The sequence below is a fragment of the Aliarcobacter cryaerophilus ATCC 43158 genome (genome assembly GCF_003660105.1).
In the GTDB taxonomy this organism is placed as follows: Bacteria; Campylobacterota; Campylobacteria; order Campylobacterales; family Arcobacteraceae; genus Aliarcobacter; species Aliarcobacter cryaerophilus.
The window spans coordinates 1,363,317-1,386,680 of record NZ_CP032823.1 but is presented as its reverse complement, the minus strand read 5'-3'; the positions used below and the strand labels follow the sequence as shown (position 1 = coordinate 1,386,680).

Sequence of the window (23,364 nt, the reverse complement as noted above, 5' to 3'; positions counted from 1 at the left end):
TTTTTCTATGAGTAAAATAATTATGAATCAAAAAGAGCTTGAAGAGATACTTGATAATTATGACTATAAAAAGTCACTATTTATTTCGGAATTAAGAAAATTAAATGAAGGCAATATAAAAAATATTGAAGATTTAAAAGTATTAACGTCAAAATTTACTGATTTTAATTCTAATTTGAAATCTTTAAAAGAAATTGAAACTGAGATAATAAAAATATCTCAGTTTTCAAAAAATATAGATGTTTCAGAGTTTCAATCAAAGCTTAAAAGTATAGTTAATAATTCTGCTCTTAAATTAGAACGAGAGAATACTGAACTACAAATACAAACAAAACATTTAAATAATAATGTCCAAAATTTGAAAGAAGTTATCCCACAAGCAGAGGAACATATCAGAAATCTTCTTGTAAAAGCAAAACAAAAATTGCAAGAAGAAATAAACATCACATCAAAGTTTCTACGGTTTCAAACTCTTTTGGCTACTTTCATAGGAGGTTTTTTTGTAGGAGCATTATTACTATTTCTTTATCATATTTTTTATATGCAAAAAAACAATGAATATATATCTTTCTTTTTGATGGGAAATGATAAAGAGTTTGTGAAAGCACAAATAGATAAAGCACCATCTTTTTTAGCAGGATATAACTCAAATAAAGACTTGATAATAAAAATTTACAACAAGGAAAACAAATGAAAATAGCAATAAAGATAGCCCTTATGTGGCTATCAATCTTTGATAAACATAGATTATTATTTAAAACGTTACAACCATTAAATAATTATTTTAGATGGTTTTTGTATGTATCTACAAATATTGCTTTTTATTTTTTCATAAATTTTATGGAAAAAATTTCTATAAGCTTTATTATCTCATATAGCTTTGATTCAACTGTTGAAAGTATTATTATTTCAATGTTTGGATTTTTTAAAATACTTTCAATGATTTTAATGTTTGGTTTTTTATTTTTGGAGTTTATTATAGACTTTGATGTTGAAAAATACCAAAAAGAAAAAGAAGATAAAGAAAATTATATAAGAGCTAATAAACTTCAATGGTGGCGACTTAGGAACTGTAACTGGTTTTTGAGAATATTAATTTACACAGTTATATTTATATTTTGTTTTTTAATGTTATTAAATTCGTTCTTGTTATCTGGAAATGATAGACCTTTAGATTTCGTAGCATTTGGAACATTTTTAAAACAGTTCTTAGCTGTTTATGTAGTTGTTTTTATGTTTTTTGATTATAGATTTGTTCAAAGAGCTAGAAAAAAAGTATTACAAATATCAAATTTTGAAGTAGGGGAGAAAGTATGAAAAAGCTTACTCTACTTCTATTATTTTTAACTTCTAGTTTATTTGCTTTTACTCAAACAAATTTTGATATAGCTTTAAGAGATTTTGAAAATAATAATATGGCTAAATATAGAGATGATGAACTTATTTTAATGAGTAGTGAAGCTTTATTAAAAAATGGAATTATCTCAAATGGTAATGATCTAATTAGAGATGTAGCAACCACTCCTGATAGTGGTATTAGTATAGGTTCTATTAGACAAAGTTTAAAATGCTCATTTGTTACAGATAAATATACTGCTACAGTTTATAATATTAATCCAAAAGAGGGTATTGTAACTTGTATGGTAGCTATTAAAGGGGATATTTATAATCCAATAGGGCTATTTAATGTATATTATCCAACTATGAAAAAAGCTTATGCTTTAGATTTAGAGAAAGCAGAAAAAGAAAATATAGCTGTTTTAAATGGTTTAGATGCACAATTCAAACCTTTATCAGATAGAGTTAAATCTATATCTAATTCTATTAATGTAAACAACAATAAAGACTTTTTAACTGTTCCTGAGCTTTTAACTGCTGCTGTTTTAACAGATACTGATGTAGTTGATTTTGAAAAAACAGAAGCAACTGGAACGTTTCAATTAAAAGATAATTTTACGTCAATTTATCAAGATGTAAATAGTGGTGAATATATTGATAATCAAAAATATATTTTAGCTGATGCTGAAACTTTCTCAAAAGTATATACAGGTCTTAGTGATATTAGTATGAGTTATTATGTGTTAATAATTTTACTTTTTGGAGTTTCAGGAGTTAGTAGAAAGGCTTTAGGAAATGTATTTGCTAAAATGGAAAAACGACAAAAGCCTGATGGATTAATTCCATATACACTAATGGCTATTATTGGAGTTTTACTTTTTATTCCAACAACATACACTCAAACTCAAGGAAATACTCAATATGAAGTATATAAAACAAAATACCAAGAGTTTGAAAAAGATGGTTATGCTTTATTTAACGATTGGGCAGATGATGCAGCAAAAGTAATTATTGATTCAGAAGTATCTGCATTACTTAAAAAAAGTGGAGTAGGGACTAGAGATCAAGGAATTTCTACTATTGCTGGATATGAACAATATAAAAAATTAAAAACATTTAATCAAGACCTTTGGAGTATTTGTATTAATGATATGTATAACTATTCAGGATTACTTGATTCAAATAATAAACATCACTATTCACAAGATCCAAATCAACCATTTCCATTAAATGAGAAATGGGCATATATCATGAGTAAGATTAAAAATAATGCTTCTGTTATATATTACTCTCCAGCTCCAAAAGGTGAAGTAAAAAGTACATCTTCTTACTCAACTTCTACAAATAATGATTATAAAGATGTTTACCCTGATTTCTCTTTAAGTTCTTGCGGTAAAAACTATTATGACTACGTTAGTAATAAAAGATTATATGAAGATTATAGTAAACAAAAAGATATTTTAATTAATCAAGATAATAGTGGTAAATTAGTTGCAATAGAGAGCTTATTAACAAATCAATATGAACTATATAGAGATTTTGGATTTTTATCAGTATTAGGATTACCAGTTTTAAAACTTCAAACTGAGTATATAGGTGGTTTATATAAAACACAAAGAAGTGAAGTACTAGATAAACTAAATAAACAAATTGCTCAAACTGGAGATGGTGATGGTGGAGATGATGAGTTTTTACATAGTTTTTTTAGTTCAATTCCATATCTGTTTGTTCCAGGTGCTGGAACTGTTTTTCAAGTAATAACTGAAAACTCTGGAAAAATTGGAGCTGTATTTGGTAGTAAAGGTGGTCCAATAGGAACTATTATAGGAGCAACAATTGGAACTATTAGTGGTGGTGCTTTAGGTATGAAATTAGCTTATGAAGTTGCTTATAATCTTTTACAACTTACTCCAATTTTAGGACTTATAGTTATTGGATTATTAAGATATGTAATTATCTTAATAAAAATATTTGTATTTCATTTTATAAGTCTGTTTTTAATGCCTTTGATGTTTGTTCAACAAAACTTAGAAGCATTTTTTAAATTTACTATGAAGATATTTATAACAATGGTAGAAATACCAATATTTGTTTTATCCGTTTGGTTAGCCTTATCTGCTAACTCATTACTTCATACAATAGGTGATATATTTGGTAAGAAGATGATTATTTTTATGTTAGAAAACAACAACAATCTCACAAAAGATGATTTATATGATTTTGGAGCTCTTAAGATATATCTATTTGATGGTTTCTTAGAGATTATAATAGCTGTTTTTTCAACTATTATTATTTATAAAATAATTATAACACTACATGAAACAGTATCTGATATTTTAGAAGTTCAAGGAACAAATAGATTTGATAGTGCAATAGAGAGTATGAAAAGTGATGCCACTGGTTGGGGTCAAAAAATATAAGAGTAATAATTTTACTCTTGTATTTAACATATACAAAAATTTAAAAAAAGGATTAAATTATGACAACAGATTTTAAAATAACAGATGAAATAGTTATATTAAAAAACAATGAGCAAAGAGAAGAGATAATTGCTAAAAATGGAGAATTTATTATAGATACTTATTCTGGTATGAAATTAAAAGATATTCCAAATAGATTTGAGTTTGTAACAAATAAACATGATATTCCTGATGAAGTTTATAATGACATAGATTTTATGTTTGTAAAAATGAATTCAGCTAGTTTTAAATTCTCTGAACCATTTGTATATTTACCAGATAGAAGATTAATAAATGCTATTAATCCTACTACTTGTGGATTATTTGATGGTTTACTATTCATTTGCAATACAATGAAAGATAAAGAGTATCCAACTGGATATTTATTTATAAGATATTATAAAAATAAACTATATCTAATTGAACATTTTAAAGATTTATCAAGAAGTACTGAGCTTTATATTGAATTTAATATATTTAAAACCCGTAATTATAAAAGAGATTTAGCAATCTTAGTTAATGAACTTTACTGTTTACAAAAAGGAGAATAAAATGAGCAATACTATCTACATAAATAAACTTATAAAAAATGAAATTTCAAATATGAAAAATATTAGAAAAGAGATTATTTCAAATCTTGCTAAAAATTTATATGATTCTAAAGATAAAGTTTCAATAATTAAAGCTCTTGATATATTATCAAAAAATATAGAAGTTTTTAAAAGAAACTCTGAACATGAAAAAATTATAAAAATTCTTTCAGGACTACCATTGCTTTATCTTGTTATAAAAACTATCTCTTTTTCAAAAATATAGTTAAAAAGGAAGCTACTTTTAAAGTGGCTTCCTTTCGATTTAAGGAATATAATGAAAAGGTTTTAGAAATATATTTTTTAATCACTTATCTTTACATATAGGAAATAATTTCCTATAATTATAATGAAAATATAAAAAGGAGCTAATCATTACACCTACGCAAATGAATAAATTATTAAAAGTTGAATATCGAACTTTGAATAATTGGAAAAATGGTGCTAGAACCGAATTGTATAACTTATTATCTTCCTTGGATTATGAAAGTGCTAAAAAACTTTTAACATTAGGAGATAAAGAATCTTATGTAAGAGTTTTAGAAAATGAAAAATATTTTGATTCTCAACTTGATTTTGAAAAAGAGTTATATCCATTACTACTTAATAGAGATGTAAATATATGGAAAAAATTATCTAAAGATACAAGCTTATCAAAACAGGCAAGAATAAGAAGTGCATACTTATATGTTTATTTGTCAAAAAATCAATTAAAACTAAGTTTTAAGATAGATAAATATAAAGGTTTATTTTCATTTTTTCATAAGTCTAAAAGTGAAGATGGCGATGGATATGCAAGAATGTTTGGGTTAAAAAATGGTTTGGATAATAGCAGATTTACCCAATATAAAAATACTGGAATATTTTAAAAAAAGGAAACAAAAATGTCAGAAAAAAATGAAAAAAGATTAAAAGCTGTAAAAACTATCTATGGTGAGGAAGCTTATCATAAAGGTGAAAAAATAACTTATGGCACAACTGTATATGTTGCTTGGTGGATACTAGGCTATAACACTATAGAAGAACTGGAAGCAAAATATACTGATGAACAAATACTTGAAATGCATGATGAAAGATTTAAAAGTGCTGGTATTAAAATTTCATAAATCAAGCTAGATTATTAGCTTAGATTAACTCATAATCAGTTATTAAATAACTGGTTATGAGTGCCTATTCTTGTTAGTTTTAAATAACCATCTTCTATGATATATATTAAAAGCATATCTCCACTAATATGGCACTCTCTAAAACCAATATAATTTCCAACAAGTTCATGATCTAAAGCTTCACTTGGAAGTTTTTTATCTTCAAGTAATAAGCTAACAAATTTTATAAATTTTTCATAATGTTTATCTGATAATTTTGTTTTACTATAATCTTTTACAAATTGTTTTGTTCTAAATAATTTATACATATTTTATAAATCTTTTAGAGATATCTCTTCACCTTTAAAATCTTTAGCTTCTTGCATAGCTTTTAAAGTATCTTTATTTGGTATTTTTATCTCAAAAGGAATACCATTATTTAGTTTTACCATATTTAGAAACATTACTATTGCTTGAGAAGTATTAAGTCCTAATTTTTTAAAAATAGCTTCAGCTTCTTGTTTTAAATCACTATCAACTCTAGCTCTTACAGTTGCATCCATCATTTTAAATCCTTTTTTATTTATTGTAGCCTATTTGTGCTACAAAGTCAATATTATAAAAAATTAAAAATATAATTTTAACTTTTTAAATGTTTAAAAATATCAATAGGTTTTATATCTTGTACTTTTCCATCTTCAGCATTAGATTTTACATCTTTTACTTTTATAGGTTCTATACTTGTACTATCTTTACTACTACTTTTAAATCTTCTTTTACAAAATGCATGAAGATTTGAATAAGCAACTTTACAATTACAATCCTCTTCTAAAAAAACTTGAATCTGTTTTAAAGTAAATTTTTCCTCAAAAAGCAGATACTCTATTGCTTTAATATGCTCATCTAATTTAGATCTTTTAGATTTTGTTTTCTCAATTCTTGCTCTTTTTTTTGCTAACTCTAAAGAATTCATCTATTATCTCACTTTTTAGTTATATCGTATAATGTTATCTGTATTTATCTTATATAAATCTTATTATTTACATTATTACCATATAAATATCTATATATTATATATTTAAATCGTATTATATATTAAATTATCGTTTATTTGTATTGTTTCTTATCTTATTAAATCGTATTGCTAATAATTAATATAAATGAGCCATTGCCCTACTTGACAGTAGGGCTTGTTTTTATGTAAAATACTTCTTATTTTAGTGTGCTTCGCACACTTTCAAACAACTAAGGATTAATAAAATGAGTTGGAATTTAGAGGATCATATTTTAGATCATGCTGCACTTGTTAGTAACAATTTACCTTCTTATTTTAATCTAGCAGATGATAAAAATATTCACTTTACTTTTTCAGTAGATAAGAGCCAACTCATTATTAATCATAATTGTAAATCTCAAAAAGATATAGATATTGTTATGAGTAAATTCTTTGAAGATTTAAAAGAGTATGAGTATGTATTTTATGAATCACAAGGATCTAAAAAACCAAAAAGAAAAATGTCTTTAGATTTTTCTAATATGCTATTTGCTTATCATAACACTGATAGTGATTCTATCAATTCAAAAAACTATGAAGTAGAACCACACTTTCATTTATTAATTCCTCAAAAGCTAAAAAACAGATATGAAAAAAGTACAAAAGTAGGGCTAGGATATTTAAATTTAAGAAGAATGATAAATGAAGTAGCTTTAAAACATAACCTTACATTTAATTTTAATGAGAATGTATCAAATGATACAGATTTAATTACTAAAAAACAAGCTACAAAATTTACTTGGTTTAATAAAAGAGTTGATGATCAACACTTCTTAAATGCAGTTCAAAGTGGACAAGTAAATAAATATATACAAGAGTTTATAAAACATTATAAAAGAACTGAAAATATCCAATACTATATAAAAGGTATGACAGATTTTAAACAAAGACTAATCAGACAGAATATTGATTTTATATATGATGGTAAAAATCTTAAAAGTGAAGATTTCCCACTATTTTTTAATGAAGATCAAATTAAAAGCCTTGATATTATAAATAGTGGAAATGTTAAAGATATAAAGGAATTAATTAAAATTAGAGAGAATAAAATAGCTAGAGCTTTTATTGAATATAACTTTGGTTTTAATAATGTAGTTACTAAAGAGTTAGAGCAAAGAGGAAACGTATTTAAAAAAATAGATTTAGATTTTACAGATGTAAATATAGATATAAATAAAAAAATGACCTCAAAAGATTCTAGTAATGAGAAATATAAAAAATCTCTATCTTTTAATGTAAAAGAAGATGTAACAAAGATTTTAAAAGTTGTTAAGAATGATAAACACTTCTTAGAGTTGATGCAAAATCTTGGTTATGAAAATATCAAATTTAAAGCTAAAAATGTAGAGGGTAAAAGAGAGCGAGTAGGGTTCACATTTACAAACAATAATGAAAACTATACAGTTTATTTAAACTCACTAGATTTAAACTATAAAAACCTTACAACAGCATATAAAAACAATGTTGATATAAAAGCTTCTACTATACAAACAGAACTATCAAATTATAAAGCCAAAATCAATGATTACATACCTTTAAAACAAAAAACTTACAACAATAAGATATTTTATACAATCTATAAAATAGAGCCAAATATTAGCTTAGAGAACTACTATATAAATAAATTAGATAATGAAGTAGAGTTTAAGCATAAATATAAAGATTTAACAATCAAAGATAAAGAAAAATCAATAGTAGCAACAAAATCAAGAGATACAATATTTTTAAAAGAAGATGTTACAGAACAAGTAAAACTAATGCTAGAACTATACGAAGCAAGAGGTTTAAAATTAGGAAATATATCTGTAACAGCATCAAAAGAGTTTGAAGATGAAACTATAAAACAAATACTAGTAAAAATAGAAAATATGTCCCTACAAGATAGATATGAATTTTTAACTAAATTAAATTATTCAGAGCAAGAAATACAAGCAATTAATTTATATTATGAAAAATTAAATAAATCAAAATCAATAGATTATATACCAGAAGAATCAAAAGATGAAGATGTGCTTGATTTTAGTAAAGAAAGTCTTGACGAAGCGAGGGATAGTCTTTTAAAAGTTATAGAAGAGGGTGAGCCAAAAGAGATAGTGAAATTAGATTTATAAATTAAGTTGGTATGATTCATAATTAATAGAGATAATTAAATTAAAGACAATGTCTATTTAAAATTAATAATAATATTACTTTTGTTATAAGCCGATACGTTAAAATAATGTAATTTTATAAAAAAGAAAGGATTAATTATATGCCAGATGAAATTTTTTTAAAAATTTACTATTTATTAGAAGAGCTAAAATATTTAAATAATGCATTGAAATTTTTAAATGAATCATTTAGTAATAGAATTGAAAGTATAGAAAATGATTTTTATAATGCTTATAATTCAATTTTTTTAGATGGATTTGAAAATAATTTTTATGAATTTAAAAATAAAAAATTGCCAAATAATATCCTTGTAGAAGAATTAAAGTATCATTATGAAGATTTGGAAAATGAACATGATAGTATATTAAGCCATATAATACAATCAATTTTAGTTAGACATGTGGCTTTAATAGAAAAACTATTTAAAGATTTATATACTCATATAAAAAATGAACATAACACTATTTATTCATCTGAAAGATTATTTGAAAAGATACTCAAAAAGAGTATTAAAAAAATTTTGTGTAAAAAGTTCTGTTCAAATGAGAAGAAGGATTTTTCTGATATAAAAACTATTGTAGATGCTATAAATAAAGAAATAGGAATTAATATTAAATTGATAGACAATTATAATTGGAGACAGCTTAGACTAATGAATGAACTTAGAAATAGATTTGCTCATGGTGTTAATCAATTTACAATTAAAAAAGATATTTATAATGATTTGATAACTACTTTTGGTAAAAAATTTATTTCTATGATAGAATATAAACAAGATCAATATTTGTGCAAGATAGAAAAAGATTTTAATCCACTTATTCAATTTAATGAAAGTATGCAAAATTATCTTCAACAAATAATTAAAGAATTTGATGAATATGTTAATATTAAAAATTCTAATTGAATATAATTAAAGATATAGTGATTATATAAAAACTTTATTTAAAAGGGAAAAATAACATGTTAGTTGATTATCATAATATTATTACTACTAAAAGAAATTTGATGATAAGTCTTATTTTATTATTTATAACTACTGTTGCTGAGCAAAACAATATAAATATGGTAAATTTGTATTTTCTTACTTTAGATTTATCAAAAATACAAATATTAGATTCACTAGATAAAATTTTATTATTTCTAAGTTGTTATTTTTTTATTGTATATTATTCATTTCTTATAAATGATAATAATATTATCAGAGAACTTAATGATTCATTTTCTTTTAAGCTTTTATATAAAATAATAAAATCAACTCATAATGTAACTTTTAAAAAATATATGTTTTTTATCTTTTATCCTTTTATATTTATTTTTGATAGCCTTATATCAAAAAATTTTGCAATATATTTTAGTCCTATGATATTTTTTTACATAACAATTTATATTTATTTTTATAAAATTTTAAAAAATATTAATGAATATATTTCTTTATTTATAATTTTGTTATTGATGATATTTTTTTATGAATTATGGAAATTATTATTAATGAAAAATAATAAAAAATTTCAAAAAATAGATAATAAATTCTTCAATAAGTATTCTGAAAGTAAAAAACTATATTTGAATAGAAAAAAGATTGATATAATGTAGTACTTAAACTAAAAATATCTAAATTTGTTATATTTATTATAATAGGATAATAAGAACTTAAATTCCATTTGTTTCTATTCCTGTTTGAATATCTGAAACTTTAAATAAAATACAATCTTTACTTCCAGAACATTTTGTTTGAGATTCAACATTTAATTGAAAATTTATATCTAAATTATTATTTTCAATTTTTTTAGTTTTACATTTAAAAGTTGATATTACTGTTTTATGATTATCTGTAGTAGCTTTTATTGTACAATTATCTACGTCTTTTATAAAAATAATCTCAATTTTTTTAATTAAGTACTTTTCTTTCAAGTTTACATTTTTGTCATACTGATACATTGGTATAACATCAAAATCATCTGAAACTTTATCATCTGAAACTTTGTGAATATAATAATTTGGATAGAATAATGATAATAATTTATTTTTACCAAAATATAAATTTATTTTTGTATCCTTGTGAATATCAATTAAATTAAATTTAATAAAACCATTTAGATCATTTTCTTCTTTCGCTCTCAGCATAATTAAGTTAATATTAGGAATATTATCTTTATTGTAAACAATTAAATTATTATCAATTCCTAAATATTCATTTATATCTAGTTTTTGTTCAGTATGGTCATTACTAACTGAGAAAATATTATTTATATCTAAATCTTTTGATAATAGGTAATATTTAGAAGTTCTATATTTAGATTCTTCAACGGTATACTCAGTATATAATTTTTTATTGCTGTAATACTCATTAGCGATTTCATCCCATTTTTTTTTAAATGTAATAATTCCATCCTTTGTTTTATAACTATCTATTTCTGTTCTATATAAGTTGAAAGGTGTAATTTTATTATTACTACTATATTTGTGAGTACCATATTTTTCTTTAATTGCAAATTTACCATGTAGAATACCTTTCTTTAGTGACAAATCGTGTGCTTCTATCATATAATCAATGTTATCTATTTTAATTTTATATGCATATTGATTTTCTTCAATTACTATCTTTCCTCTATACTTTCCAAAAGTATAAGAATGTTTTCCTTTTTTTAATTCTTCGCATGAATATTTATTTGAATCAACTTTTTCACAAGGTTCATCATTTATTTTTAGTTCATATTCTGTGTTATCATTTGGATTACTTAGTACCGTTTCAAAATTAAAATGTTGTTTTTTGGTTAAACCACTAGAATTGATATTATATTCTTTTATAATATAAAATAATAATATAATTATTGGTAATAATATAAAGATCTGAACTTTTGAAGGTAACTCTTTAAAAAAATCAAGCAATAATTTAAACAAATCCATTAATTAATTTTAACTCTTTCGATTAAAAGTATTGAATTATTACTACCAACAGAAATTCTTATATTATCATAACGGTATTTATTTTTTTTATTTAAGTTATCATCTAGATATTCAATTTCATAGTATTTTTCATTTGAGATGTAGTCAATAACTTGAAGTTTATATAGATCTTTTTCTCTTGAATATATGATCTTATATTTATGATTATTTTTAAATTTATGATAGTTAATTTCTTTTACTATTTTATTTTTATCTATTTCATTTCTATTAAATGTAATTTTTTTATTATCAAAATTGATATATAATCTTTCACCAAAAGTTAACTGCATATCAATTGTCTTTGTTCTAGGTAAAAAAGTAAAATCAAATTCCAAAGTAATATCTTTATCAAAATTTTTTATATATTCAACAGAAATTAATTTCTTAGCAGAACAATTACCGCCTAATTTTATACCAATATTTAAAATATCAATATTATTACACTTGGGATCAAGAATCCAATTATTATTAAAATTATTAAAATTTTCATTTTTTGAATCAAACAAATAGATTACATTAAAATCTAAACTTTTGGATTTTGTATCTTCTTTATTGTTAATTTTTAGTTTATATTTACCTGGAATAAGTTCATATTTTGATTTTAAATTAGTAGTAACACTATCAATTTTTATAATTTCTAAAATATTTGAATCAAATTCTACAAATTTTAAGTTTTCAATACTTTCATTTATATTTATGTCTAATAAATTAGTTTTATTTAAATAATAATTATAATTTTGTTCGGTATTTTTTTCTAGAACATTTGTTGCACTGTTAATTTTCAATTCTATATTATCAATTTTTTCTTCTTGATCAGAATAATCAGAAGGACTAAATAAATAGTATAGTATAAGAAAAAGACAAGTAAGAAAAAAAACTATATATATAATTGTTTTATTGTTTTTTAACATTTAAATATTTCCCCTAATTATTTTTTTATTGTACTATATATATCAAATAAGTCAAGTTAAATAATAATTAAAATAAATTTTTAATAAAAATTATATGTGCGATTCTCTTGTTCGAAAGTACAAATATATAAGTTTTTAAGCTGGTGGTCGTGGAGTACTCAAACCTTCGAACACTAGTTATAAGTCCAATGCAAGTAACTATTTTTTGCAAAACTATAGGAGTGAATAAATAACAGTATCATTTTTGTGATGAAAACTTTCAATAACCTTAATATTTAGTAGTTTTGATCTATAGTTTTTAATTATTTAAAAAATGCTTTAGAATTATTATTTTAGATTTAATAACTCTTAAATTTACCATTCTAAATACTAAACTAATAACATTTTGTCTTGTCTGAATATACATAAGTTTTATTTTCTAGTATCTTTTCTAATTGAAACAATAAATTGATAAATTAAATAACCCATAATAACTTTAGAAATTGTATTTTCACTTAAACTTATATTTTCATCTTCTTTAAAATTAATAATATTTAAAAATTTAAATATTGAATCAATTTCAAAATCATTTAACGTATACACTACAATTATATAAAATAATGATGCTGGAATCAATGATAAAATATAGTTAGTTAATAGCTTATTTTCAGATTTAATTAAAAAATATGTAGATGATACGATAGAAATCCAGAATAATATACTTAGTAAAAAGTTAAAATTTCCACTATAGAAATAAGTGCTATAATATAATCCTATAAAGAACATCCAAAAAATTGGTAGTATCCAATTTAAACCATGATTTGAAGTTTTTTCATTAAATAAGAAAATTGTTTTATCTAAAATATTTTCTAAATTATTTGGTGCCTTATCTAACTCTTTTTTTTTAGCTTTAAGCTCATAACTATGAAATAAGTTTGATTCAATTTTATTACTATCTTTTTCAAGGATATACTTTATTTTCCTAGCGGTACCTCTAGTTATACTTTCTTTATTTCTTATATTTAATTCTGAAAAATCACAATTACTATTAAAAAATGTAGAATCTAAATCTAATGATAATATTTGTAAATTTTTAAAAGAAACTTCTTTATTAAAAGTTGTATTTTCTGTATTTAAACTAGCATTAAAATTACTATCTTTTAAAATAAATCTACCATTAAATGTTGAATTATTTAAGTATATTAGTACATTTTGATCATTTTCTGGAGTACTAATATTGGATAAAAATATATCTATTTCTGAAGTTATATTTTGAATATTTAAACTTGAAACTTCAGAATTAATTATTTTAATTTTATTTAAATCTTTGTTTAGTAATTGAATATCTATTAATTGAAAGTATTCAATTTTTGAATTATATAAATCAATTTTAATTTGATCAATATTTGTAAAAATACTAATATTTTTAAATATACAATTTCTAAAATTAGAATATGTTATTTCTAATTGTTTTACTGAATTTGCTATATTAATATAAATATTTATAAGTGATTCTAAAAAATAGGAAAAAGCTATTTTAGGTAAATAAAAATTATTTGAAAAAGTTACAGTGCAATTTTTAAAAATAAATTCTACGAAAATATTATTTTCTAATTCTGATAATAATGGATATATTTTATCAATTTCATCACATATATCGTTAAATTTAATATCATTATTAAAATTTGTATTTAGGCAATATATGTTTAATATTTTGTGACTAAGATCTTGATTTGGAAACATATTTGTATTAACTGGAATTAGATTTTGTAAATCAATTTTTAATTCTAAAGTTTTAAATAGATTTGTTTTGTTGATGATATCATTTATTTTATCATACATAGATATTAATATAATTCCTTATTTTTAAAGATTTATACATTATATAAATTTAATTTATATAACATAGTATTAAATTAAGCTAGCATCTGTATTTTAACATAAAAATAATTGAAAACCTTTTTCTTGAATAAAAATTTATAGATAAATAGTTTTTGTATTAAAAATGTATTAAAAATAAATTTTGATGATAAATTAAATTTTTGATTTTTTTGTTTTAAAGTGCCTAGATATAGGCTTTTAAGCTGGTGGGTCGTGAAGGACTCGAACCTTCGACCACTCGGTTATGAGCCGAGTGCTCTAACCAGCTGAGCTAACGACCCAGTGGCGGACAGTGAGGGATTTGAACCCTCGGTACCGTTACCAGTACGTCTCCTTAGCAGGGAGGTGGTTTCAGCCAACTCACCCAACTGTCCGTTTCTAATTTTAAGTTCATAAAATCAGGACGGGAATTATAAGAGAAAATCTCTTAAAAACCCCTTAACTGTTTGCTATTTTTATATATTTTTTAATATTTTCTCTACTATATCTTCTGGATTTTTATTTTTATATATAGGACGACCTACAACTATAAAATCTACTAAGTTTTCTTTTGAAAAGTTTATATCAGCAACTCTTTTTTGATCACCACTATTTTCCCCAAAAGGACGAATACCAGGACATAGTGTTATAAATTCATTATTTGTGTGATTTTTTATATCAATACTTTCAAAAGCTGAACAAACAACACCATCTAGTCCAGCTTCAAATGTATTTTTTGCAAACTCTGTTGCTTTTATATCTATATCTTTTCCATAAATTTCTTTAAAACTACTATTATCAAATGAAGTAAGAGCAGTAACAGCTAAAACTAAAGGTCTATTTGGAATATTTTTTATTCTTTCCATCACTGTTTGCATTGCAAATTTTCCTGCACTTGCATGAACATTAAACATATCAACAAGCCCAAAGTTTGAAATATCTTCTGCCGCATCTGCCATTGTATTTGGAATATCATATAATTTAAGATCCAAAAAGATTTTAAAGTTTGGATTTATGGCTTTTAAATCTTCTAAAAATTTCTTTCCATCTCTTAGATATGTTCTAAATCCAACTTTCAACCAAATATCAAAATCTTTGATTTTTTCAACTAAAGCAAGATTTTCTTCACTACTTTCTAAATCTAAAGATACACAAAGTTTCATATTTGTTTTCATAAATTTGACCTTTTAATTATCTATTTTTATTTGGTCTAAAATAGCATTTATAAACTTTGGAGCACCATCACTTGCTAATTTTTTTGATAGTTCAATTGCTTCATTTATAACTATTGCTTTTGATAAATTCTCAAATGTTATCTCATAAACGGCAAGCCTTAATATTGATTTTTCAACACTTCCAACATCTTGAATTGTACCTTGAGTAAGATGTTTTACTATCTCTTCATCTATTTTTGAAATATTTTTGATAGTTCCATTAAATAGATTTAAAGCAAACTCTTTTTGGCTATTTCTTATTTTTTTTTCTTCTAAAATATCATCAACAAATTTTACAATCTCTTCATTGCCTAAATCATATGCATATAAAAGTCCAATTACAGACTCTCTTGCTTGTGTTCTTGTTGCCAAATTATTTTTCCATTTCGCTATATAAATCTAGCATCTCTATTATTGTAACCATAGCTTCAGCACCTTTATTACCAACTTTTGAACCAGCTCGCTCAATTGCTTGCTCTATTGTATCTGTTGTTAAAACACCATTTGATACAGGTTTTCCATATTTTAAAGCAACTGTTGCTATTCCTTTTGTTGCTTCTGCACTAATATAGTCAAAATGAGGAGTAGCTCCTCTTATAACTGCTCCAACACAACAAACAGCATCATATTTTCCACTTGATAGTGCTTTTTCAAGAGCAAAAGGTATTTCAAAAGCTCCTGGAACTAAAATTAAATCTAAATTTGCTTCATTCCCACCATGTCTTTTGAATGAATCTTTTGCACCTTCTACTAATCTATCAGTTATTATGTGGTTAAATCTTCCATTTATTATGGCTACTTTTTCATTTCCTTTTAGCCTTAAAGAACCTTCTATTACTCTCATTATAAACTCCAAAATCTTTAAAAATAGCTTTTATTATACAAAAAGAGTGCTTAATTTTTAAAAGCAATATTTTATTAACTATTTATAAGAGATTTTTTATTATTTAGTTTGTTTAAAAAAGATATAGGTTTAGTAAAAGTATTAAAAATAAGATAAGAGTTTTACTCTTATCTTACGAAATTAGCAAGAGTACATAGTTTTGAATTCAAATGGCGTAGGTCTTGCTTCATAAGGCCAAACTTGAGTTGAAAACTTGTAGTGTTGATAAGTATCTATCATTTTTTTAGTAAATACAGGTCTTAAAAAGTCATTGTATCTAATTAATGCCTCTAATGAACCTCTTAAAGTATGAGGCATTTGAGGAATATCTCTATCTCTTATCTCATCTAAAGATAACTCAAATAAATCATCATCCATAGGACCAATTGGTTCATATTTATTTTTTATTCCATCAAGTCCAGCCATTAACATAGCTGAAAATGCTAAATATGGACAAGCTGTTGAGTCTGGAAATCTCATTTCAACTCTTGTTGCTTTTTCTCCAGCTCCATAAGGAATTCTACAAGATGCACTTCTATTTTGTGATGAATAAGTTAAAATTGAAGGTGCTTCAAATCCAGGAATTAATCTTTTATAAGAGTTTGTAGATGGATTTGTAAATGCAGCAAGTGCTCGTGCATGTTTAAAAATTCCACCTATATACCATCTTGCTATATCACTTAAATTTCCATATTCACCTTGTTTATAAAATAGGTTTTTACCATCTTTCCATATACTTTGGTGAACATGCATTCCGCTTCCATTATCACCATAAAGTGGTTTTGGCATAAATGTTGCAGATTTTCCATTTAGATGTGCAACCATTTTTATTACGTATTTTAGTTTTTGAACATTATCACTAGCTTCAATTAAATCTCCAAAAACAATACCAATTTCATGTTGTCCTTGGGCAACTTCGTGGTGACCTAATGTTACTTCAAGACCAACTTGCTCCAATACTTGCATCATTTCAGCTCTTATATCAACTCCATTATCAATAGGAGCTACTGGGAAATATCCACCTTTAAGTCTAGCTCTATGCCCGATGTTTCCACCCTCATAGTTTTTCGCATCATTCCACTCTCCATCTTCACAATCAACTCTAAAATAAGATTCATTTACGCTATCTATAATTTTAACATCGTCAAAAATAAAGAATTCATTTTCAGGACCAAAATATGCAACATCACCAATATTAGCTTCTGCTAGGTATTCAACTGCTTTTTTTGCAATCGATCTTGGACATTTTTCATACATGTGGTTTTCATAAATATCATAAACATCACAAATTACAATTATTGTGCTATCAGCTGTAAATGGGTCTAAAAATGCAGTTGGAACATCTGGTTTCAAAATCATATCTGACTTATGAATTGGTTGCCAAGCATCAATAGATGAACCATCAAAAGGCATTCCATTTGCTAGTAAATCTTTATTTACTGCTTTAATATTATAAGTTACATGGTGCCATGTTCCTTTTAAATCAGTAAATCTAAAATCTACAAATTTTACTTCATTTTCACTACAAAACTTAAAAAACTCTTCTATATTATTTACAAATTTTCCCATTTTTTTAACTCCAAAAATTTTTAAGTTACTATTTTATCTAAAACTCAATTAAACTCATCTCTTTTTTATAAAAAGTAGCACATTTTGTGTATCCAACCTCTTTTGCTAAAGAAGTAATTTCATTGTATCCAAAACCAACGTGCTCAATACTATGAGCATCTGAACCAAATGTGATATTTATTCCTAAAGAAAAAGCCTCTTCTAAGAGTTGCTTTGAAGGATAAGGTTCTCCTATTGGTTTTCTTAGTCCAGCTGGATTCAATTCTAAAATCATATTTGATTTTTTTATCTGTTTTAAGGCATTTTTTGCAATTAATCTAACATCTTTTTTTGGTAAAAATTTGAAAACTTTTATCAAATCCAAATGTCCAACTATTTGAAAATAGTTTGTTTTTGCCATAGCTTCAATTGCATCAAAGTAATCTTCCCAAATCTTATCTATATCAACACTTTCATAAACACCTATAAATTCAGGGTTATCAAACCCCCACATTTCATTTTTATTTTGTAAAAAGTGTACAGAACCTATTAAATAATCAACATTTGCATCTAAAATCTCATCAAGCATAAAGCCATTTAGAAAATCAACTTCATAAGCTAAAAGAACTTTTATTTTATCTTTGTATTTTTCTTTTACTTCGTTTACCCAAGATTCGTATAAAGATCTCTCTTCAAGCTTCATTCTATATTTTGGATCAAAATTCATAGGTGCATGACAAGCAAATCCATACTCATCAACTCCTAATTCTATTGCTCTTTTTACGTACTCTTCAACACTTCCAATTGCATGGTTACAAAGTGTTGTGTGATTGTGTAAATCTACTCTTACTTTTTTGTTCATGATAAAATCCCAGCACCATCTATTTTTTGACTTCTATCTTTTGCATAAATTCTTTGATTATCTCTTAAATCATATTTCCAAATTGGTGCATTTTTCTTAAAATCTTCAACAAACTCATCTATTAACTCTAAAGCAACTCTTCTTTTTGGACTACAAACTCCAGCTATGTATGAGCTTTCATGATTTTTTACATCACCAATGCTGTGAGCCATAAAAACTATTGCATTTTTAATTTTTGCTTTTTCTTGCCAAGATGCAAACCATTTTTTCAAAATTGGTTCATAAATATCAAAAGATAGCCCATCAATATCATCTTCATCTCTAATAATTCCAACAAAAGTTATAAATGCACCATAATTTAAATTTTTATACTTTTCATACCAAGAGTTGTGAATATTTTCTATTGGTAAATCACCTTTGTGTATTTGTAAATCTTCCTTAAACATTTTAACCACCACAAACAGGAGGAAGAAGTGAAATTTTATCACCAGATTTTAACTCAAAGTTTTTTGAAAAAACTAAAGTATCATTTACGGCAACTGCACAAGTTTCAAGCCAAGAAGATATTTTTTCATCATTTTTCAAAATATTTGATAGCTCACTTAAATTTTTTATATCTAAATCTATACTCTCTTTATTTATAGGTCCTAAAAACTCTACTTTAACCATTTTAATACCTTCTAATTCTTTTTATACTATTATATCAGCTTTAATTTTAAAGACTAAAGGCAACAAAGCTATGATATTCTCAAAAATTGATTTTATAAACTTATTACCTTTTCACATTTATATCAAAAAAAATATAAAATCAAACCAACTTAAATCAAGTATTGAGTACAAAAAATCATATCCATCGAAAATTACAAATAGTTTTAAAAAAAGAAAAACTCACAGTGCTTTTATCTCTTCAATTGGTTCAAAAAATGAGAAGTTTTTGGATTTTGGAATAATTGCAAGAGATGAAGTTTTATCTGTATTAGTACTTCCAAATAGAGAGAAAAAAGATGATTTTCAATCAAAAACTTCAAATGCTCTTGCAAAAGTTTTAGAACTAGAGGGGGAAGTAATTATTGGAGATAAAGCCTTAAAATTTTATCATGATAATAAAGATGAAGATTTTATAGATTTAGCAAAACAGTGGCAAAATAAATATAACCTTCCTTTTGTATTTGCAGTTTTATGTTACAACAAATATGAAAAAAGGTTAAAAAAACTTACAAAAGATTTTGATAAAAGAAAAATAAAAATTCCTCAATATATCTTAGAACAATACTCAAAAAGAAGTGGTATTTCAAAACAAAATATCTTGAATTATCTTACAAAAATTGATTACGATATTGGATATAAAGAGAAACGTGCTTTAAAACTATTTTTAAAACTTACAAAAAACAAGGGGATAATTTGAGTATATTTGATGCAATTTGGTTAGGAATTATAGAAGGAATTACTGAGTTTATACCAGTATCTTCTACAGGACATTTAATAGTTTTAAGTGATTTTTTGGGAATTGAACAAAACAGTGTAAATAAGGCTTTTGAAATAATAATTCAATTTGCAGCAATCATGGCTTTGGTTTTTATTTATCCATCTAAATTTACATTTAAACATATAAATTTATGGATAAAAATTGCTATTTCGTTTTTACCTATAGGAATTGTTGGATTTATTTTTTCAAGTCAAATAAAAGCTATGTTTAGTATTGAGATTGTAGCTTGGATGTTTATTATTGGTGGAGTAATATTTTTAATTGTTGAGAAGTTTTATGATGAAAATAAAAAACATATCTGCGATGTTGAAGATGTGAGTTACAAACAAGCTTTATTTATTGGTCTTGCTCAAATAGCTGCACTAATTCCAGGAACAAGCCGTGCGGGTGCAAGTATAATTGGAGCTATGCTTGTAGGATTTAATAGAAAAGCAAGTGCTGAGTTCTCGTTTTTACTTGCTGTTCCTGTTATGTGTGCTACCACTTTTTATGATGTTTATAAACACCACGCAGAGATTTTACAAGATGGAAATTTTATAAACTTAGCTGTTGGTTTTGTGACATCTTTTGTTGTTGCTTATTTGGTAATCAAACTGTTTTTGAAGTTTTTAGAGAAATTTACCTTTGTAGCTTTTGGAATTTATAGAATTGTTTTTGGGGTTTTGATACTTTTGTTGTTTTAATTTTTTAAAATATCATCTACAATTTTTTCTATAGCATTTGGTTTAATAAACTCTTTTAAACCTATGCTAATCTTTTCTATATCACTATTTTTTAAAGAATCAAAAAAGTAGTTCTCATCTAATTCATCTTCATTTTGTAAAAAGCATAGGTTTTGCTCACACAAAGCTTTTGCATTATAGTATTGATGATTTTGAGCTGCATACTTAAATGGTATAAAAAAAGTTGGAAGATTGTTTGCACAAAGCTCAAAAAGTGTTGAAGCACCAGCACGGCTTACACAAAAATCAGCTTCATTCATTTTTTGTAAAATATCTTTTGTAAAATCAAAAACATCTGCATCTATATTTAATTTTTTATATTCATTTTTTACTCTTAAAAAATCATTCTTTCCAGCTTGATGAATTATTCTTATTCCCATTTCATTTAGTTTTGGTGCAACTTTTAGTGCAAAATTATTTATGGCAACAGCTCCTTGTGAGCCACCAAAAAATGCAATAGTTTTAATCTTTTTTCTAACTCTTGCATTTTGGAAAAATTTAATATCTACTGGATAATCTTTTATAGATGAAAAGTCATGAAAAGATGAGTATGCTTTTTTTGTATATTTTAAAGTTTTAGCATTTAATGCTCCGATTTTTGAGTTTTGCTCATGTAAAAAAAGATTACAATCTTTTTTTAAAATAGTTGCAATGCTAGTGCTTGCTGCACTAAATCCACCAACAGAAATAACTGTTTTAACTCCATGCTTTTTTAAAATCTTCAAACAAAAAATAGCTTTATAAAATATATTTAAAAGAGAAAAAAGCTTAGCAATTCCACTTTTATTTACAACTCCACTTGTATTTAAAAAAAATTTCTCTTTTAATCTATCATCATTTTCAAACCAAAACTTATCCTGCCCATAGCTTGAACCTATAAAAATAACTTCAAAACCTCTTTTTTTAAACTCATTAATAAAAACATCAGCAATTTTTAGATGACCACCAGTTCCGCCACCAGTTATTACAATAACTTTACTCATCTAATAATTATCCTTTGAGGTTTTTCTTTTATAATACTTTTTTGTGGTTCATACTTTTTCACAGTTCTACTAATTGAAAGTACTAATCCTATTGCAAATGAGCTTGTAATCAAAGATGAACCACCATATGATAAAAATGGAACAGCAATTCCTTTTATAGGAATAATTCCTGAAATTCCAGCACCATTTATTAAAAATGCAACAATAATCATAAGAGCAATTCCTGTTGTAAAAAGATGAAATATTTTGCTATCAACTTTTCTACTAATTGCTAAAATTCTTAATATAATCAACATTAAAATAGTAGTTATAAGAAATGTTCCAATCCAACCTATCTCTTCTGTTATACCAGCAATAACGAAGTCAGTGTGAACTTCACTTAAAAAACCAACTTTTAAATCTCCAAAAGAGATACCTTGCCCAAAAAATCCTCCATTGTGAATTGCATTTAAAGAGTGTGATACTTGATATGGTTCTGGTAAGTTTTTTATTCTTAAGTATTGCTCAAACGTTCCAGGTAGAACTGATAAAATACCATCTTGAACCATAGACCACCAAGAGTGAATTCTATTTATTCTATGAGGTGCTGCTGCTATTAGAACTATCATACCTACAATTGCAATAAGAATTAATGCAAAGATTATTTTTAAGGATCTATTTGCAAATATAATTAATGTAAGCATAATAGAAGTTAGTAATGCAACTTGTCCTAAATCTTTTTGTAAAACGGCAATTAAAAAAACAATAAAAATAAATACTAAAAAGTAAGGTGAAAGTAGTAATAAATCTCCAAAAAGTCCTTTTTTTGGTTGATGTATAACTTTTCTAAAAAATGACCAAGATAAAAAATATATAAAACCTATTTTAAATATCTCAACTGGAGACAAAGATATACCAGGAAGCCTAATCCATCTATTTGCACCACCTGAAGCAGTAACCAAAGAAGCTGGTAAAAAAGGCATTATAACCATTAGAAAAAGTCCAATACCAAAAAGGAACATCCCTGTTTTATGCATTATTTTATTTGGATTTAATCTTGACATCCACCACATTAGGTATATACAAAATATTCCAACTAAACCTTGTCTTAAAATATAGTGAAACTGTCCATAACCTAAAAACTCAACAGTATAAATAGTAAGCGAATATGAAAAAACTATGCTCACAATAATAAGCATAGAAACCAAAATAAACAAAAAGTAATCCGGTTCTCTTAGGTTTTCGCCTGTAGTTAGTAATTTAATCTTATTTTTGATATAATCCATGCTTTATTATATAACATTATGGATAAAG

26 protein-coding genes and 2 tRNA genes are annotated in these 23,364 nt (G+C 24.7%); 11 read left to right on the top strand and 17 right to left on the bottom strand.

Annotated features, from left to right (window positions below; translation table 11 throughout):
* Nucleotides 1–7 precede the first annotated feature (7 nt).
* The 7 genes from ACRYA_RS06935 (at nt 8) to ACRYA_RS06905 (ending at nt 5,493) form a co-directional block, all read left to right on the top strand.
* Nucleotides 8–694, top strand: coding sequence for a hypothetical protein (locus ACRYA_RS06935; RefSeq protein WP_105917954.1), 687 nt, complete (start codon nt 8–10; stop codon nt 692–694).
* Nucleotides 691–1,317 carry a hypothetical protein gene (locus ACRYA_RS06930; RefSeq protein WP_105917955.1) on the top strand — a complete coding sequence of 209 codons (627 nt, stop codon included), beginning with the start codon at nt 691–693 and terminating at the stop codon, nt 1,315–1,317. Before ACRYA_RS06935 ends, ACRYA_RS06930 begins: the two co-directional genes overlap by 4 nt.
* Nucleotides 1,314–3,758: a glycine zipper family protein gene (locus ACRYA_RS06925; protein ID WP_105917956.1), complete on the top strand. Its 2,445-nt coding sequence runs from the start codon at nt 1,314–1,316 to the stop codon at nt 3,756–3,758. Before ACRYA_RS06930 ends, ACRYA_RS06925 begins: the two co-directional genes overlap by 4 nt.
* Nucleotides 3,759–3,817: 59 nt before the next feature.
* Nucleotides 3,818–4,348 carry a hypothetical protein gene (locus tag ACRYA_RS06920; protein WP_105917957.1) on the top strand — a complete coding sequence of 177 codons (531 nt, stop codon included), beginning with the start codon at nt 3,818–3,820 and terminating at the stop codon, nt 4,346–4,348.
* A 1-nt stretch (nt 4,349) separates the two neighbouring features.
* Nucleotides 4,350–4,613: a hypothetical protein gene (locus tag ACRYA_RS06915; RefSeq protein ID WP_105917958.1), complete on the top strand. Its 264-nt coding sequence runs from the start codon at nt 4,350–4,352 to the stop codon at nt 4,611–4,613.
* 163 nt (nt 4,614–4,776) lie between these two features.
* Nucleotides 4,777–5,256, top strand: coding sequence for a hypothetical protein (locus ACRYA_RS06910; RefSeq protein ID WP_105917959.1), 480 nt, complete (start codon nt 4,777–4,779; stop codon nt 5,254–5,256).
* A gap of 15 nt (nt 5,257–5,271) precedes the next feature.
* Complete coding sequence (locus ACRYA_RS06905) at nt 5,272–5,493, top strand: hypothetical protein (RefSeq protein ID WP_105917960.1); 222 nt, start codon at nt 5,272–5,274, stop codon at nt 5,491–5,493.
* A gap of 35 nt (nt 5,494–5,528) precedes the next feature.
* Here ACRYA_RS06905 and ACRYA_RS06900 read toward each other — a convergent pair whose 3' ends face one another.
* The 3 genes from ACRYA_RS06900 to ACRYA_RS06890 form a co-directional block, all read right to left on the bottom strand.
* Entirely contained in the window at nt 5,529–5,801 is a 273-nt protein-coding gene (locus tag ACRYA_RS06900) for a type II toxin-antitoxin system YafQ family toxin (protein WP_105915894.1), read from the bottom strand.
* Between the two features lie 3 nt (nt 5,802–5,804).
* A complete protein-coding gene (locus ACRYA_RS06895) occupies nt 5,805–6,038 on the bottom strand; it encodes a type II toxin-antitoxin system RelB/DinJ family antitoxin (protein ID WP_207796775.1) in 234 nt (77 codons plus the stop codon).
* Between the two features lie 74 nt (nt 6,039–6,112).
* Nucleotides 6,113–6,445: a hypothetical protein gene (locus tag ACRYA_RS06890; RefSeq protein ID WP_105917961.1), complete on the bottom strand. Its 333-nt coding sequence runs from the start codon at nt 6,443–6,445 to the stop codon at nt 6,113–6,115.
* Between the two features lie 287 nt (nt 6,446–6,732).
* Between ACRYA_RS06890 and ACRYA_RS06885 the strand changes: the two genes are divergently transcribed.
* Together ACRYA_RS06885 and ACRYA_RS06880 are read left to right on the top strand one after the other, a co-directional pair.
* On the top strand, nt 6,733–8,637 hold the full coding sequence (locus ACRYA_RS06885; RefSeq protein WP_105917962.1) for a hypothetical protein: 1,905 nt from the start codon (nt 6,733–6,735) through the stop codon (nt 8,635–8,637).
* Nucleotides 8,638–8,777: 140 nt separating this feature from the next.
* Nucleotides 8,778–9,581 (top strand): hypothetical protein, encoded by an 804-nt coding sequence (locus tag ACRYA_RS06880; RefSeq protein WP_105917963.1) that lies wholly within the window; start codon nt 8,778–8,780, stop codon nt 9,579–9,581.
* Between the two features lie 746 nt (nt 9,582–10,327).
* On the opposite strand, the gene ACRYA_RS06870 is transcribed toward ACRYA_RS06880, so the two are convergent.
* The 12 genes from ACRYA_RS06870 to ACRYA_RS06815 form a co-directional block, all read right to left on the bottom strand.
* The gene (locus ACRYA_RS06870; protein WP_170144478.1) at nt 10,328–11,578 is read right to left on the bottom strand and encodes a hypothetical protein; all 1,251 of its coding nucleotides are present in this window, start codon (nt 11,576–11,578) and stop codon (nt 10,328–10,330) included.
* 5 nt (nt 11,579–11,583) lie between these two features.
* Nucleotides 11,584–12,534: a hypothetical protein gene (locus tag ACRYA_RS06865; protein ID WP_121443296.1), complete on the bottom strand. Its 951-nt coding sequence runs from the start codon at nt 12,532–12,534 to the stop codon at nt 11,584–11,586.
* A gap of 411 nt (nt 12,535–12,945) precedes the next feature.
* Nucleotides 12,946–14,355 carry a hypothetical protein gene (locus ACRYA_RS06860; protein ID WP_121443295.1) on the bottom strand — a complete coding sequence of 470 codons (1,410 nt, stop codon included), beginning with the start codon at nt 14,353–14,355 and terminating at the stop codon, nt 12,946–12,948.
* A gap of 243 nt (nt 14,356–14,598) precedes the next feature.
* A tRNA-Ile gene (locus ACRYA_RS06855) sits at nt 14,599–14,675 on the bottom strand.
* A 2-nt stretch (nt 14,676–14,677) separates the two neighbouring features.
* Nucleotides 14,678–14,768: transfer RNA gene (locus ACRYA_RS06850), tRNA-Ser, on the bottom strand.
* A gap of 81 nt (nt 14,769–14,849) precedes the next feature.
* Nucleotides 14,850–15,548, bottom strand: coding sequence for an orotidine-5'-phosphate decarboxylase (gene pyrF / locus ACRYA_RS06845; protein WP_105917930.1), 699 nt, complete (start codon nt 15,546–15,548; stop codon nt 14,850–14,852).
* A 12-nt stretch (nt 15,549–15,560) separates the two neighbouring features.
* A complete protein-coding gene (gene nusB, locus ACRYA_RS06840; RefSeq protein WP_105917931.1) occupies nt 15,561–15,959 on the bottom strand; it encodes a transcription antitermination factor NusB in 399 nt (132 codons plus the stop codon).
* Between the two features lies 1 nt (nt 15,960).
* Nucleotides 15,961–16,431 carry a 6,7-dimethyl-8-ribityllumazine synthase gene (gene ribH, locus ACRYA_RS06835; protein WP_105917932.1) on the bottom strand — a complete coding sequence of 157 codons (471 nt, stop codon included), beginning with the start codon at nt 16,429–16,431 and terminating at the stop codon, nt 15,961–15,963.
* Nucleotides 16,432–16,611: 180 nt separating this feature from the next.
* Nucleotides 16,612–18,039, bottom strand: coding sequence for a type I glutamate--ammonia ligase (gene glnA / locus ACRYA_RS06830; RefSeq protein WP_105917933.1), 1,428 nt, complete (start codon nt 18,037–18,039; stop codon nt 16,612–16,614).
* 37 nt (nt 18,040–18,076) lie between these two features.
* The gene (hisJ, locus tag ACRYA_RS06825; RefSeq protein ID WP_105917934.1) at nt 18,077–18,880 is read right to left on the bottom strand and encodes a histidinol-phosphatase HisJ; all 804 of its coding nucleotides are present in this window, start codon (nt 18,878–18,880) and stop codon (nt 18,077–18,079) included.
* Nucleotides 18,877–19,326: a molybdopterin synthase catalytic subunit gene (locus ACRYA_RS06820; RefSeq protein WP_105917935.1), complete on the bottom strand. Its 450-nt coding sequence runs from the start codon at nt 19,324–19,326 to the stop codon at nt 18,877–18,879. The genes hisJ and ACRYA_RS06820 overlap by 4 nt, the downstream gene beginning before the upstream one ends.
* A gap of 1 nt (nt 19,327) precedes the next feature.
* Nucleotides 19,328–19,549 carry a MoaD/ThiS family protein gene (locus tag ACRYA_RS06815; protein WP_066164942.1) on the bottom strand — a complete coding sequence of 74 codons (222 nt, stop codon included), beginning with the start codon at nt 19,547–19,549 and terminating at the stop codon, nt 19,328–19,330.
* Nucleotides 19,550–19,619: 70 nt separating this feature from the next.
* Here ACRYA_RS06815 and ACRYA_RS06810 point away from each other — a divergent pair, with 70 nt between their 5' ends.
* Together ACRYA_RS06810 and ACRYA_RS06805 are read left to right on the top strand one after the other, a co-directional pair.
* Nucleotides 19,620–20,285: an MqnA/MqnD/SBP family protein gene (locus ACRYA_RS06810; protein ID WP_105917936.1), complete on the top strand. Its 666-nt coding sequence runs from the start codon at nt 19,620–19,622 to the stop codon at nt 20,283–20,285.
* Nucleotides 20,282–21,049, top strand: a complete 768-nt coding sequence (locus ACRYA_RS06805; RefSeq protein ID WP_105917937.1) for an undecaprenyl-diphosphate phosphatase — start codon at nt 20,282–20,284, stop codon at nt 21,047–21,049. The genes ACRYA_RS06810 and ACRYA_RS06805 overlap by 4 nt, the downstream gene beginning before the upstream one ends.
* Here ACRYA_RS06805 and ACRYA_RS06800 read toward each other — a convergent pair.
* Nucleotides 21,046–22,071 carry a UDP-N-acetylglucosamine--N-acetylmuramyl-(pentapeptide) pyrophosphoryl-undecaprenol N-acetylglucosamine transferase gene (locus ACRYA_RS06800; RefSeq protein ID WP_105917938.1) on the bottom strand — a complete coding sequence of 342 codons (1,026 nt, stop codon included), beginning with the start codon at nt 22,069–22,071 and terminating at the stop codon, nt 21,046–21,048. The two genes, ACRYA_RS06805 and ACRYA_RS06800, sit on opposite strands and share 4 nt — an antisense overlap.
* Entirely contained in the window at nt 22,068–23,336 is a 1,269-nt protein-coding gene (locus ACRYA_RS06795) for an FtsW/RodA/SpoVE family cell cycle protein (protein WP_105917939.1), read from the bottom strand. Before ACRYA_RS06795 ends, ACRYA_RS06800 begins: the two co-directional genes overlap by 4 nt.
* Between the last annotated feature and the right edge of the window lie 28 nt (nt 23,337–23,364).

Bases quoted from the DNA above. Each gene is read 5' to 3' on its own strand.
- hisJ (WP_105917934.1), bottom strand. From the start codon at position 18,880: ATGAACAAAAAAGTAAGAGTAGATTTACACAATCACACAACACTTTGT.
- ACRYA_RS06935 (WP_105917954.1), top strand. From the start codon at position 8: ATGAGTAAAATAATTATGAATCAAAAAGAGCTTGAAGAGATACTTGAT.
- ribH (WP_105917932.1), bottom strand. From the start codon at position 16,431: ATGAGAGTAATAGAAGGTTCTTTAAGGCTAAAAGGAAATGAAAAAGTA.
- ACRYA_RS06795 (WP_105917939.1), bottom strand. From the start codon at position 23,336: ATGGATTATATCAAAAATAAGATTAAATTACTAACTACAGGCGAAAAC.
- ACRYA_RS06880 (WP_105917963.1), top strand. From the start codon at position 8,778: ATGCCAGATGAAATTTTTTTAAAAATTTACTATTTATTAGAAGAGCTA.
- ACRYA_RS06910 (WP_105917959.1), top strand. From the start codon at position 4,777: ATGAATAAATTATTAAAAGTTGAATATCGAACTTTGAATAATTGGAAA.
- ACRYA_RS06900 (WP_105915894.1), bottom strand. From the start codon at position 5,801: ATGTATAAATTATTTAGAACAAAACAATTTGTAAAAGATTATAGTAAA.
- pyrF (WP_105917930.1), bottom strand. From the start codon at position 15,548: ATGAAAACAAATATGAAACTTTGTGTATCTTTAGATTTAGAAAGTAGT.
- ACRYA_RS06925 (WP_105917956.1), top strand. From the start codon at position 1,314: ATGAAAAAGCTTACTCTACTTCTATTATTTTTAACTTCTAGTTTATTT.
- ACRYA_RS06885 (WP_105917962.1), top strand. From the start codon at position 6,733: ATGAGTTGGAATTTAGAGGATCATATTTTAGATCATGCTGCACTTGTT.
- glnA (WP_105917933.1), bottom strand. From the start codon at position 18,039: ATGGGAAAATTTGTAAATAATATAGAAGAGTTTTTTAAGTTTTGTAGT.
- ACRYA_RS06810 (WP_105917936.1), top strand. From the start codon at position 19,620: ATGATATTCTCAAAAATTGATTTTATAAACTTATTACCTTTTCACATT.
- ACRYA_RS06890 (WP_105917961.1), bottom strand. From the start codon at position 6,445: ATGAATTCTTTAGAGTTAGCAAAAAAAAGAGCAAGAATTGAGAAAACA.
- ACRYA_RS06865 (WP_121443296.1), bottom strand. From the start codon at position 12,534: ATGTTAAAAAACAATAAAACAATTATATATATAGTTTTTTTTCTTACT.
- ACRYA_RS06895 (WP_207796775.1), bottom strand. From the start codon at position 6,038: ATGATGGATGCAACTGTAAGAGCTAGAGTTGATAGTGATTTAAAACAA.
- ACRYA_RS06860 (WP_121443295.1), bottom strand. From the start codon at position 14,355: ATGTATGATAAAATAAATGATATCATCAACAAAACAAATCTATTTAAA.
- ACRYA_RS06815 (WP_066164942.1), bottom strand. From the start codon at position 19,549: ATGGTTAAAGTAGAGTTTTTAGGACCTATAAATAAAGAGAGTATAGAT.
- ACRYA_RS06820 (WP_105917935.1), bottom strand. From the start codon at position 19,326: ATGTTTAAGGAAGATTTACAAATACACAAAGGTGATTTACCAATAGAA.
- ACRYA_RS06915 (WP_105917958.1), top strand. From the start codon at position 4,350: ATGAGCAATACTATCTACATAAATAAACTTATAAAAAATGAAATTTCA.
- ACRYA_RS06930 (WP_105917955.1), top strand. From the start codon at position 691: ATGAAAATAGCAATAAAGATAGCCCTTATGTGGCTATCAATCTTTGAT.
- ACRYA_RS06800 (WP_105917938.1), bottom strand. From the start codon at position 22,071: ATGAGTAAAGTTATTGTAATAACTGGTGGCGGAACTGGTGGTCATCTA.
- ACRYA_RS06920 (WP_105917957.1), top strand. From the start codon at position 3,818: ATGACAACAGATTTTAAAATAACAGATGAAATAGTTATATTAAAAAAC.
- ACRYA_RS06905 (WP_105917960.1), top strand. From the start codon at position 5,272: ATGTCAGAAAAAAATGAAAAAAGATTAAAAGCTGTAAAAACTATCTAT.